This is a genomic window from Micromonospora fluostatini, from assembly GCF_050410825.1.
Lineage (GTDB): Bacteria > Actinomycetota > Actinomycetes > Mycobacteriales > Micromonosporaceae > Micromonospora > Micromonospora rosaria.
The window spans coordinates 6,096,247-6,108,190 of the sequence record NZ_CP191251.1 but is presented as its reverse complement, the minus strand read 5'-3'; the positions used below and the strand labels follow the sequence as shown (position 1 = coordinate 6,108,190).

The window sequence follows — 11,944 nt, the reverse complement described above, 5'->3', positions numbered from 1 at the left end:
GGTGCTGCTCCTTGATCAGGAGTTACACCGTTCGTTTTACAGTCCCGAACTCGGCGACCACCACGGCGCCCACACACTCCTCACCCACTACCACCAGCGCCTCACCGACGCCGGCCTCACCCCGACCCGCCCCGCCGACAACCAGGATCAACAGCGCGGCAGCCCCACGACGTGAGCGCTCCGCAAAGCAGCTTCACGCTGGCGGCGATGACCAGCCCTGGCCCGAGGTAGCTGGCACAGGCCGCGCACCACCATGAGGCCGGCGGCGAGACGGTGTCGGCGTTTCACCGTTAGCAGGTGGGTCAGGGCGAGCATCGCCTGTCGTTCGGGCGCGAGGCGCCGCCATCGGGATCGATGTTGGGTGCGCGTCGCGCTCGGATGCAATCGGCGAGGCGGTTCAGGGTTCGGCTGGACAGCGGGATCCTGGAGGGTAAGGAACGCCAAACTGCAGTGCGCCGACCACACCGGGCATTTCCTGGCCGCCGGCAGGCACAGCGGGCGATGCGCGTCGCGCGCCCGCCACAACTGCCTCAGCCGGCCCCCACCCGCGAACCCGCACCACAGCGGCCGGTCTGCGAATCCGGCGGTTTCGTCGGCTGGTTCACCGCCGGTTCGCCGCCACCGTTACGCCCTACGGGCGCGGCTCCCGCAACGGCTGCCCCGCCGCGTCCCCGGAGCGACGCTGAACGCCGCGTAGCCGCAGCGCAGACCCGAAGCGCGGCGACCGGCTCAGCGAATCGGGATCCTTGCGGCGATCAGGCCGCACAACGCTCGGTCGATGTGGCTAGTCGCGGTTGGCGATGCGTCTTGTGATCAGGTAGCCACGCTGGCATGCTGGCGTGGCATTCCGGCAAACCGGACCGGCGGGCCGCCTTCGTTCGGCAAGACGGAGGCCGAGGTCCAGCAGACCGGGGATGAGGGTGGCAGCGATCTTGCAGGGCCGCCCGAGAGGACCACCAGCGAGTTTTCGACGGGCGGTGATGGGTTGGTACCGAAGTCGGGTGTGCCAGATGGCCCTAACACTCTGCTCAGCGATGCTCGCCGTCGACTTCTGTCTCCGAGTGGTTCAGGTCGACGGATGTCCCGGCAGAGGGTCGCTGAGGCGGTCAACAGCTACCTGTGGGACACCTACGGTACGAAAACCAGCATGGACGCCAACCACGTCGGGAAGCTTGAGCGGGGAGAACACCGCTGGCCCAAGCCCACAACCCGGGAGGCATTCCGGGCGGCGCTGAAGGCCTCGCGGGACGCTGACCTGGGCTTCTACATCACCCGTGGCCAACGCCATACTGACCCCGTCGCGCACCGGATACCCCCTGGCGAAATGCTCATCGCTGGTGATGATCATGCTGGCGAGTCGCTGACCGGCAGGGAGATCACGGACACTGGCGACATGAACCGCCGCGAGTTGCTACGCCTGCTGAGCCTGACTGGTGCGCTGTTGGCCGCACCCGTCCCGGCCAGTCAGCTCGACTGGGCGCGCATCGAATCCTTCAGTGACGGGAACAAGCGACTAGGGCCTGTGTCGAAGTCAGTGGTGGCGCCTGAACTGGTGTGACCGTTCGGCGTGTCGGAGGTCGAGACGCGGCGAGGTCTCCGGTAGATGGTTCAGCGACCAAGCAGAACCGGAAACCGGAGACCTCGTGGACACCTTAGCGGTGACGAGGCGGTTCGACCTGACCGACGTGCAGTGGGCGGTGCTGGAGCCGTTGCTGCCGGTGCCGAAGCGGCCGGGTCGTCCGTCGTCATGGACCAGGCGGCAGTTGATCGACGGGATCCGGTGGCGGATCCGGGTGGGTTCCCCGTGGCGGGACGTGCCACCGCACTACGGCTCCTGGTCGGCGGTGTATGCCCTGTTCCGGCGGTGGCAGCGCAATGGGTCCTGGCAGCAGGTCCTCACCGTGTTGCAGGCCCTCGCCGACGAGGCCGGCAGGATCACCTGGGACGTGTCGGTGGATTCCACCAGCGCTCGGGCCCATCAGCATGCGGCCGGGGCCCGGAAAAGGGGGATCTGCAGGTCGAAACGCCCGGGGGTGTCAGCGTCGAGCCGGACGACCACGCCCTGGGCCGCTCCCGCGGTGGGTTGACCACGAAGCTGCACCTGGCGTGTGAGCAGGGACAGAAGCCGCTGTCGATCGTGGTGACCGCCGGGCAGCGTGGGGACAGCCCGCAGTTCATCCCGGTCCTGGCCGCCATCCGCGTCCCTCGCCTCGGCGTCGGCCGGCCGAGGACCCGACCGGACCGGGTCCTGGCCGACAAGGCGTACACGTCGAAGGCCAATCGGGCCTACCTGCGCCGACGCGGAATCGCCGCGACCATCCCGAGCAAGGCCGACCAGGACGCCCACCGACGGGCCAAGGGATCCAAAGGTGGCCGACCCCCGGCCTTCGACCCGGTGATCTACCAGCAGCGCCATGCTGTGGAGTGCGGCATCAACCGGCTCAAACGCCACCGGGCCGTCGCCACCCGCTTCGACAAGCTGGCCGTCCGCTACCAGGCCACGGTGCAGATCGCCGCCATCAGCGAGTGGCTGTGACGGACTTCGACACAGGCCCTAGACCCAGCAACCCTCGACGAGTACGAACGGCTGAACGCCCAGCTGTGGGCGGCCTTCGGCGTAGCCGAGTCCAAGGCGGCAGTATCACCGCTGGTCAACCGTCAGCTGACGACGCTCACGGCCAACCTGCGCCGCTCCCACACGACACCCGTGCACCGCAGGCTCTGCGGGGTCACCGCGGACCTGCTCCAGCTCGCCGGCGAAGTCGCCTTCGACACGAACGCGTACAGCGAGGCCGCGCACTGCTACACCCTGGCTGCGACCGCTGCCCGAGAAGCCGCCGCCTACGACCTCTGGGCGTGCGCGATGATCCGTCACGCCTTCATCAGCGTCTACGAGCGCGACTTCCGGCACGCCGCACCGATGCTGGACGTTGCCGCCGGCCTGGCCCAGAACGGGGACAGCGCTCTGTCGACCCGGCACTGGGCACGAACTGTGCAGGCGCAGGCTCTCGCGGGCCTTGGTGACCTCGGCGGATGCCGGCGGGCGCTCGACCAAGCCGAAGAGGTCAACCGTCTGCCTGGCCGGGTGCACAACGGCGGATGGTTGCGTTTCGACGGCTCCCGGCTCCCCGAGGAACGCGGAGCCTGCTACGTCGAGTTGAGGCGCCCAGACCTGGCCGAACCGGTGCTGACCGGCGCCCTGTCACAGAGCCTCTCCACGCGACGACGCGGAACCGTTCTGACGGACCTCGCCTTGGTCGGAGCTCACCGTAGCGACGTACACCAGATCGTGCTCTACGGTAGCGCCGCTCTCGATACTGCCCGCCAGAGCGGCTCGGGCGTGGTCGGCGTCAAACTGAACCGACTACACCACCACTTGCAGCCGTTCCTTGCTGACACTCACGTGCGGCATCTCAACAGCCAGATCAATGCCCTGACAAGGGCAGGGGACTGACCGGACCAGAGGGGGGGGCCATGGTGCAGGTCGAAGAACCGGGGCGCGTGTTCCGCGAGGCATGGATCGCGGGAGTCCGTAGACACTATCCCGGCGAACCGAAAGCGGGCTACGTCACGCCCTGGGAGGATACGCCCGAATGGGAACGGCTGAGCGCTGCCGCAGTGTATGAGCAGGTCCAGCAGTTCATCGAGGTAGCCGATGGTGCAACCGCGAAGCTGACCCGTGAACAGAAAGGGCGCTTCGTCGCCCTGTGCTGGATCGCGCAGATCTTCAAACACTTCCCGAACCCGAAGGCCTCCTACGTGGCCGACTGGTCGGACCTGCCGGCGTGGCAGCAGGAGACCGACTCGGACATCTTCGAACACATCGAGCAGACGCTGATCTCGACGCGCTAAGCGGATATTCAGCCGACAACGCCAGGTTTCACGCCACCCTCAGGGCCGTCCGGCTCCCCTAAGCCGCCGCGACGTGCGCGGGACGGGCGCTGCGCCGGCCGGCATGACTGCGTTTGCGAGCGTTGTCACTCATACCGGCCGCAGCGACCTCGGCGCGCCCGGGGAAGACCGGGCGCGCCGAAGACAGCAGCTCAGCGGCGCAGCACGCCTCAACGGCACTGTGGACGGCTGCGCCCGGGTGGTTGCGATCCTCGCCCGGCGCGGTGGGCCGGGCGCAGCCTCGCTGCCGACCACGTCCTGGACGTCGCCGACGACCCGCGATCCTCGCCCGGCGCGGTGGCCGGGCGCAGCATGCACCGTCGTCCATTTCTGCAGATGGCGCTACTCCCGTTGCGATCCTCGCCCGGCGCTGTGGCCGGGCGCAGCCTGTCGGTGCCGGCTACTGTAGCCCGCACATCAGTACGTTGCGATCCTCGCCCGGCGCGGTGGCCGGGCGCAGCAGGAAGTCCCGGCCCAGGTCCAAGGCGCCGCCCCAGTTGCGATCCTCGCCCGGCGCAGTGGCCGGGCGCAGCTAGCGGACGCGGTCGACCCACAGGCCGCTCCCGCCCGTGTTGCGATCCTCGCCCGGCGCAGTGGCCGGGCGCGCCCGGACCGCCGACCTGGTCGCCCTGGCCCGGCGTGTTGCGATCCTCGCCCGGCGCAGTGGCCGGGCGCGCCCGGACCGCCGACCTGGTCGCCCTGGCCCGGCGTGTTGCGATCCTCGCCCGGCGCAGTGGCCGGGCGCAGCGTCCGGGCTGTTCGGGTCCACCGGCGCCGGCAGGTACAGGTTGCGATCCTCGCCCGGCGCAGTGGCCGGGCGCAGCGGCTCGCGACCTGGGGATATGCGTGATTATCGCTGACTCCATCCCCTGCCTTGAGACCGTTTTACTCCTTCTGGGCATGTTTCGCGGTTAGGAACCCCCCAGGGATTTCGTGCTCACCGGGGGTTCCTAGATCACCAACTGGCCTGCGTGGATCGATGGTACGGGCAGGGCCCAGGTATTCAACACCTGTTGATCACGGCCGGCGGCCGATCACCCTTTACGCGGCCTCCGCTTCCTTTGGATGGTTACGGCGGGGAACGAGTTTGATGGTTGCCTCGGCGGTGCTCTTCTTCACCTCGGCAAGGACGGAAGTGTAGGTGTCGGCGGTCAGTTTGTAGGAGCAGGTCGTTGTCACTCAGCTGGTCGGAGGGTCTGGCCCGCGCGGTGCCGCCTGCATCCGCGTTGACGACTCCGCACTCATGCCCGCACAACACGCCAACGCGATCAACACCAGCGGAGCGGGCGACACCTTCCTCGGCACTCTCGCCGCGCGGCTGGCTCTCCAGCGTCCGCTCTCCCACGCAGTCCCCGACGGCGTTGCCGCCGCGACAACCCTCGGGAGAAGCGGCGTACAGCGGTAGTGACAACGCGAGGCGCCCCGGAGCTGTCCGAAGTGGCGGGTGCGGGCTTGATGGGGCGGTTCTGTGTCGAAATTCAGTGTCGAGGATGTTCGACATCATGCCGGTTGGCGTTGAGTGGGGATGTCCGCAGCGAGTGTGGTCATGGTCGGTGAGCTGCGTGCCGGCCACGGGCCAGGGACCGAGGGTGAGGGGGCATGCCGAGGGTGAGGGGCCCGCCGTCCAGATCATCCCGCAAATCATTTTCATGATCGCTTCACCGAAGGACAGGCACGGACGCGGAGACCCCTTACCTCCGCACCCGGCGCTAACCAGCGCCGCTGACCGCACAGGCTGAAGGAGAAGTCGTGACTATCACCGTAGACCAGTTGACCAGGACCGCCGCCGACCCCCGGACCCTCGTCGACCCCGAGACGTTCGGCAAGCTGGTCGACTACTTCGCCGCCGACCAGCACGTCACCCAGACCTACGCGGAGCGGGCCGTCGAGCAGTTCTGCGTGTTCCTGAAGGCGCACGCCGAGAACGTCGACAACCCGGAGTTCGGGATGCCGCTGCCGGACGGGACGATCGGCCGTGTCGTGCCGACCCTCCCGGTCGACGCGGTGTGGCACTCCGTGTTGCAGCACACCGTGCCGTACGCCGCCGCGTGCGAGCAGATCGCCGGGGGCTTCGTGCACCACATCCCCGTCCTCACCGAGGGGATGATGGACGGGACCGCCGTCACGTTCACGCTGGCGGCGCTCCACCAGACCGGCTACCGGGTGGACATGGAGTTCTGGGCCGGCGAGGCGGAGTCGTGCTGCCCGCCCAACCCGGGCAACTGACGGAGGAAACTTGTGCGACGTGACTGGACCACCCTGCCCGAGGCTGTGACGGCGCGGATCGCCGAGCGAGTCGGCGGCATCGTCGACGTGGACCCGGCTTCGAACGGCAACCACGCGGAGATCGCGTCGACCGTCACCGGCTCGGCGGGCAGGGTCTTCGTCAAGGCGGCTTCGGGTGACCTGGGCGTCCGGTCGCTTCGCTTCGAGCTGGCGGCAACCAGCGCGATCACCGGGTACCCGCCTGACGTGCTGTGGCACTTCGAGTGCGGCGGCTGGTTGGTGGTGGGAGTCGAGCACCTGGACGGCTCCCACCCCGACCTGTCGCCCGGCAGCGCCGATCTGGACCTGCTGGCCTCCGCACTGAAGGGCCTTCAGGAAACGCCTGCCCCCGACGGCCGCTGGTTCACGCCGGCCAACCGGCTCGGTTTCGCCCATCCGGCGATGGAGGGCGGGATGCTCGTTCACTCCGACCTCAACCCCGCCAACCTGATCGTGACGACACGCGGGCTGCGCATCGTCGACTGGGCCTGGGCCACCAGATCGGCCCCGTGGGTCGAACTGGCGCTGCTCGTGCAGTGGCTCATCGGCAGCGGCCACACCCCGGGCCAGGCCGAGGAGTGGCTGGCCCAGTTCCCCGCCTGGACGGCAACCGACCGCGAGGTCCTGGACGATTTCGCCGACCGAAGCGCCTCGAAGTGGTCGACCAAGTCCCGCGAGAACGGCCAGGGATGGGTACACGATCTCGCGGCCTGGACCACCGAGTGGGCGACCCACCGAAGCCGCGCTTCCCCACCGCACTGCTCGCTGCCCGAAAATCCCCGGCCTCGGCCCTGAGCCTCGATCCACCGATGAAGGCTGGGTTGGCGAGACCCCGTAGACAGAAGGTGCCCCTTGAGCTGGAAGGATAGGAGTTCTCACGCTTCTATCGTTCGGCTCGAAAGGGCACCTCGCAGGTGAGATTACGCCATGACGCGCCGGTGGTGCGCGCGACGTTTGATGATCCGAATCTGGTGTCGTGTGCCGGGCTGGTGCCGGTGATGCGGCTGGCCGAGCGGGCCGGTCTGCATGACGCGGTCACCGACCGGTTGAGCCTGCCGACGGACAAGGGCGCGAACCCGGCCGGGAAGGTCGCCACGATCATCGCGGGGATGCTCGCCGGTGCGGACAGCATCGACGACCTCGACGTGACCCGGCACGGCGGCATGCGGTCGCTGTTCACCAGCGTGTACGCGCCCTCGACACTCGGCTCGTTCCTGCGCACGTTCACCCATGGGCATGTGCGGCAGTTGCAGGCCGCCGCCCGAGACACGTTGATCGGCCTGGCTCGGCGGGCACCACTGCTGGCCGGCGCCGACACGCTGTGTTTTGTGGACATCGATTCGATGCTGCGGCGGGTGTTCGGCAAGCGCAAGCAGGGCATCGGGTTCGGCCACGCCAAGGTCGGCGGCTACAACGTCTGGCTGCGCGGCTACAACCCTGTGGTGGCGACGTTGTCCACGCCGTTGTCGGTGCCGGTGATCGCCGCCACCCGACTGCGCGCCGGTAACGCCGGCTCGGCCCGCGGTGCGGCCAGCATGATCGCCGAGGCGATCACCACGGCCCGCTCGTGCGGCGCAACGGGGGAGATCGTGGTGCGCGCCGACTCGGCGTTCTACGCCAAGACCGTCATCGCCGCCTGCCGCCGCCGCAAGGTGCGGTTCTCACTCACCACCCGGATCGACGCGAAGATCCGCACCGCCTGCGAGAGCATCACGGACGCCCAGTGGATCGACATCAAGTATCCGCAGGCCGTCTGGGACGACGACGCCGGAAGGTGGATCTCCGACGCGCAGATCGCCGAGACCGAGTACACCGCGTTCGCCGGCACCCGCCACCAGATCACCGCCCGGCTGATCGTGCGCCGCGTCCGCCGCGACGACCCCGCCCAGGCCCCGGGCCAGGAAGAACTGCTGCCCACCTACCGGTATCACGCGGTGTTCACCGACAGCCCCTACACGCTCGTGCAGGCCGAAGCCCAGCACCGCCAACACGCGATCATCGAGCAGGTCAACGCCGACCTGATCGCCGGACCCCTCGCGCACCTGCCCTCGGGCCGGTTCAGCGCGAACGACACCTGGCTGACCTGCGCCGGCATCGCCCACAACCTCACCCGCGCCGCCGGACACCTCGCCGCCGGCGCCTGGGCGACCGCCCGCCCGGCCACCATCCGCACCCGGATCATCAACGTCGCCGCCCGCCTCGCCCACCGGGCCCGCACCATCATCGTGCACCTACCCGAGCACTGGCCCTGGCAAGCAGCGCTCGACAACCTCTACACCGCCGTCGGGCCGGCACCCGGCTGACCACGACCCACCAGCCGGAACCAGGCGGCCCGACCACAGGCCACAACCCCCGCTACCCGCCCCGAACCACCCAACCGGAGCAAGCCGATCACGTAATCGGCGGCTCCCACACACCCTGCCGAATCACCAATCACAAAAAGATCAATTGGCCATCAGCGGCAACCGCATCGGTGGATCGAGGCGCTGAGGAGAGCGACGACTACGCCTACGTATACACGAAGCCGTTCGGCACGTCACCGCGCCGGCCCCACCGGGTATACGAACCGGCCCGCCCTGGATCTGGATGTAGCGATCCGAGCCGCGAGCGCGGAAGGAACCAGGAGACCCGCCCACGACCACATCGACCTGCACGGATTAATCTGGCGGGGCTGCACTAACACGTCAACCCCGCGAATGATCGAGGCTAGCCGCATCCCGATCACCACATGGCCTCCGGCGAGTTGGGCGTGGATGCACGCTCTGAGCTCTGTTGACCTGATGCCGGCGGCACTCCGTTGGAGTTTGGCACAGTGACACCTACTGAACCGAGAAAAGCAATTCTTGCGGTGACGGTCTGCATAGTTTTCACTGTTCGAGGTTCGATCGGTCTGCTTGCATGGACGGCGATGAAGGGGTTGCTTGTGGATCCGCAGCGGCTCAGGGATATGAAGCGGGCGCTGGGGCAGACGTTGGCCAGATGGCGCCGGGCGCGCGGGTTGACGCAGCACGATGTGGCCCGGCAGGTGTACAGCACACGCAGCACTGTTGCGAACGTCGAGTGCGGGCGGCAGGTGGTGGACCGGGTCTTCTGGGCACAGTGTGAATCGCTTCTGCACGCGGGCGGCGAGTTGATCGCGGGCTACGACGACTACCGGTCGTTGGAGGCACAGCATCGGCAGGAGCAGGCCGAGGCGGCGCGTCGGGCCCGATGGGCGGCGGTACTCGACTCCGAGATGATCGCTGCGGTCGGGTCGCCCGAGTGGTCCCGGGACCGCGGGCGGTTGCCGCCGATGGGCGACGTCGGTTCTGTGACCTCCGCAGATCCGTCGGCCGTGTCTGTCCCGGCTCCGCATGCGGCGGGTTTTCCGGCCGTCCGGCCTGAGGCTGTCGTCGAGGCTGCGATCCAGGGGGTGCTCGTTGGTGGCTTGCGCGGCGGCGACAAGGCGTCCCAGGCTGGTGATACCGCTAGACGTTCGTTCGGTGGAACGGGCGGCGACAGCGATGGGATGGAGGGCGACATGCTGCGTCGTGTTCTTCTTCAGCAGGCGATCACCGCCCTTGCTGCGGGGGTGAGTGGGTCGGCCCTGGACGTGATCCGGACCGGGCTTGCCTCGTCGATGTCTGGACAGGAGGCGGGAGATGTCGACGTGGCGGAGTGGGAGGAGGTCGGCGAGGAGTACGGGCGCGCTTTCTACACGTTGCCGCCGACGTCACTCATGCTGCATCTGGCCGGTGACCTGGCAGATCTTCAGCAGACGCTGGCGGGTAGCCGTGGCAGCCGTCGGGCAGATTTGTCCCGGGTCGGGGCTCAGCTCGCGGCGGTCATGGCCATGTCATTGGCGAAGACCGGCCAGTTCCAGACGGCGCGCAGGTGGTGGCGTACCTGTCGTAAGGCTGCTGACACCTCCGGGGATCCGGCGACCCGGGTGTGGGTGCGTGGCCAGGCCGCCGTCCATGCCCTCTACGACCGGAGCTCGTCACGCACGACGGCGGTCAAGCGCGCAGATGAGGCCTTGGCCATCAGTGGCGGGCGAGCCTATCCGGGCACCGCTGAGGCGCTCTGCGCGAGTGCGCAAGCCTGTGCTTTGGTGGGCGACGCAACCCGTGCACAGTTCTACACGAGCACGCTGACCGACGTGTTCGGCAAGCTGACCGGTGGTGTCACCGCAGATACCGGAAGCATCTACCAGTGGCCGCAGCGGCGTCTGTGGCACGCCCTCAGCTACGTCCACAGCCACCTCGGACAGACCAAGGATGCGCTGCGGGCGCAACAGCAAGCCTTGGCCCTCATGCCCGACTGGGCCCCGGCTGCTCGCGCCCAGGTTCACCTGCACACGGCGATGTGCCTGATCAGGGACGGCCACCTTGACGACGGCGCGAGCCACGCGGAGCAGGCCATCACTGCCTTGCCGCAGTCACGCCGGACCGCGCTCGTCGTCCGCCTCGGACACGTGGTACTCGACGCGGTTCCCGAACAGCAACGGCGTCGGTCATCGGTCGCCGGGCTTCGCGAGATCCTGACCGCTTCTGCCTCACCGGACGTCGCATGACCGGCTTCAACGGCATCCATCTACGCCGTCACGAAGGATATGACGCCGGCTCGACCATCACTGCCATCGCCGACCTGTACGAAATGGTGTACGCGGAACCTCCCTACGACGGCGGCCCACTGTTCACGCGGCAACGATTCCTGCAACGCACGAACCGCCAAGTGCAGAGCCCCGGGTTCTCGCTCATCACCGCGGACGCCGATCGCGTCCTGGTGGGCTTCGCCTTTGGCCTGCCGTTCAGGGAGGGAAGCTGGTGGGCTGGCACCAGCACGCCGCAACCGCCAGCCGAGCTGGTCGCTTCAGCAAAGTTCGCCGTGATCGAACTGGTCGTCCACCCGGCCCGACGGGGCCGGGGACTTGGTCGTGCTCTTCTCGCCGCGTTGCTGGACCGGCGGCCCGAACACTATGCCATCCTGCTGGCCGAACCCACTGCACCAGCCCGTCAGATCTACGGCCGGTGGGGCTGGCAGCAGGTTGCTGACGTGCAACCAGCCCCTGACGCACCCCGACTCCATGCCCTCATGCGCCCTCTCAAACCCGACGTCTAGTGCGTTGTCCACGAACGTTTTCCGAGTCGGTGACACGCCGGGCGGCGTGCGTTCGGATGAGGTGGTGAGGGCTCACTCTCACTGGGCGTTGGGCGCGCACCGGGTCCAGCGTGTCGAGGATGGCGGAGACGACCTCGTCCGGGTTCCGGCCCTGGCAGTCGATCCGCGCCTGGTGCCACGACTGGTGCCTCAGAAAGTCAAACGCCTGCGCGTAGAACCGCAACTCGCGCTCGGGGGTGCCGGTGGCCTCCAGCCGGCTCAGGCGGGGCCGCGCGGCGAGGCGGGTGGCGATGACCTGCGGGTCGTCGACCAGGTAGATCGAGATGCCGGGTTGCAGGACGTGCCGGTTGTAGCTCCAGATTTCGCGCAGGTCGACCGCGTCGACCCGCTGCAGCACCAGCGACAACTGCACGTATCGGTCGCTTACCACGATCATGCCGGCGTCGAGCGCGGGGATGATCTCGTCCGCGACGTGCATGGAGTGGTCGGCGGCGATCGCGAGCGCGAGGGCTCGCCCGTGGACGACCCCTTCGGCCTCGCGCAGCAGCTCACCCAGGCTGGTCCGGGTCGGCTCGGTCGTCAGGTGAACGGGCTGAGCGGCGCGGTGACGTAGCCGCTTGGCCAGCAGACCCGCGACGGTGGTCTTGCCGACGCCGTTGGGCCCCTCGATCACGACGAACATGGCGGG

General features: G+C 68.3%; 10 protein-coding genes and 2 pseudogenes. 11 read left to right on the top strand and 1 reads right to left on the bottom strand.

Features of this window, described 5'->3' with window-relative positions; all coding sequences use genetic code 11:
* The first annotated feature begins 1 nt into the window (after window position 1).
* The 11 genes and pseudogenes from ACQUFX_RS27155 (at window position 2) to ACQUFX_RS27105 (ending at window position 11,256) form a co-directional block, all read left to right on the top strand.
* Window positions 2-175 (top strand): hypothetical protein, encoded by a 174-nt coding sequence (locus ACQUFX_RS27155; RefSeq protein WP_428963057.1) that lies wholly within the window; start codon window positions 2-4, stop codon window positions 173-175.
* Between the two features lie 903 nt (window positions 176-1,078).
* A pseudogene (locus ACQUFX_RS27150) lies at window positions 1,079-1,528 on the top strand (transcriptional regulator); the annotation flags it as partial.
* Between the two features lie 130 nt (window positions 1,529-1,658).
* Window positions 1,659-2,536 (top strand): IS5 family transposase gene (locus ACQUFX_RS27145; protein WP_428963056.1). Its coding sequence is split into 2 segments (ribosomal slippage): window positions 1,659-2,052 and window positions 2,052-2,536, totalling 879 coding nucleotides; the frame shifts between segments, so codons are not numbered across the junction.
* An 18-nt stretch (window positions 2,537-2,554) separates the two neighbouring features.
* Window positions 2,555-3,454, top strand: a pseudogene (locus tag ACQUFX_RS27140) (transcriptional regulator); the annotation flags it as partial.
* 20 nt (window positions 3,455-3,474) lie between these two features.
* Window positions 3,475-3,852, top strand: a complete 378-nt coding sequence (locus ACQUFX_RS27135; protein WP_428963055.1) for a hypothetical protein — start codon at window positions 3,475-3,477, stop codon at window positions 3,850-3,852.
* 1,222 nt (window positions 3,853-5,074) lie between these two features.
* Window positions 5,075-5,296, top strand: coding sequence for a PfkB family carbohydrate kinase (locus tag ACQUFX_RS27130; protein WP_428967098.1), 222 nt, complete (start codon window positions 5,075-5,077; stop codon window positions 5,294-5,296).
* A 344-nt stretch (window positions 5,297-5,640) separates the two neighbouring features.
* Window positions 5,641-6,117, top strand: coding sequence for a glycine-rich domain-containing protein (locus ACQUFX_RS27125; RefSeq protein ID WP_428963054.1), 477 nt, complete (start codon window positions 5,641-5,643; stop codon window positions 6,115-6,117).
* A 12-nt stretch (window positions 6,118-6,129) separates the two neighbouring features.
* On the top strand, window positions 6,130-6,951 hold the full coding sequence (locus ACQUFX_RS27120; protein WP_428963053.1) for a phosphotransferase: 822 nt from the start codon (window positions 6,130-6,132) through the stop codon (window positions 6,949-6,951).
* Window positions 6,952-7,070: 119 nt separating this feature from the next.
* Entirely contained in the window at window positions 7,071-8,459 is a 1,389-nt protein-coding gene (locus tag ACQUFX_RS27115) for an IS1380 family transposase (RefSeq protein ID WP_428962273.1), read from the top strand.
* Window positions 8,460-9,064: 605 nt separating this feature from the next.
* Window positions 9,065-10,708 (top strand): helix-turn-helix domain-containing protein, encoded by a 1,644-nt coding sequence (locus ACQUFX_RS27110; protein WP_428963052.1) that lies wholly within the window; start codon window positions 9,065-9,067, stop codon window positions 10,706-10,708.
* Window positions 10,705-11,256 carry a GNAT family N-acetyltransferase gene (locus ACQUFX_RS27105; RefSeq protein WP_428963051.1) on the top strand — a complete coding sequence of 184 codons (552 nt, stop codon included), beginning with the start codon at window positions 10,705-10,707 and terminating at the stop codon, window positions 11,254-11,256. The genes ACQUFX_RS27110 and ACQUFX_RS27105 overlap by 4 nt, the downstream gene beginning before the upstream one ends.
* Here ACQUFX_RS27105 and tmk read toward each other — a convergent pair.
* Complete coding sequence (tmk, locus tag ACQUFX_RS27100; RefSeq protein ID WP_428963050.1) at window positions 11,240-11,938, bottom strand: dTMP kinase; 699 nt, start codon at window positions 11,936-11,938, stop codon at window positions 11,240-11,242. The genes ACQUFX_RS27105 and tmk overlap by 17 nt on opposite strands.
* Window positions 11,939-11,944 lie beyond the last annotated feature (6 nt).

Coding starts and splice junctions, on each gene's coding strand:
- ACQUFX_RS27135 (WP_428963055.1), top strand. CDS start 3,475: ATGGTGCAGGTCGAAGAACCGGGGCGCGTGTTCCGCGAGGCATGGATC.
- ACQUFX_RS27110 (WP_428963052.1), top strand. CDS start 9,065: ATGAAGGGGTTGCTTGTGGATCCGCAGCGGCTCAGGGATATGAAGCGG.
- ACQUFX_RS27105 (WP_428963051.1), top strand. CDS start 10,705: ATGACCGGCTTCAACGGCATCCATCTACGCCGTCACGAAGGATATGAC.
- tmk (WP_428963050.1), bottom strand. CDS start 11,938: ATGTTCGTCGTGATCGAGGGGCCCAACGGCGTCGGCAAGACCACCGTC.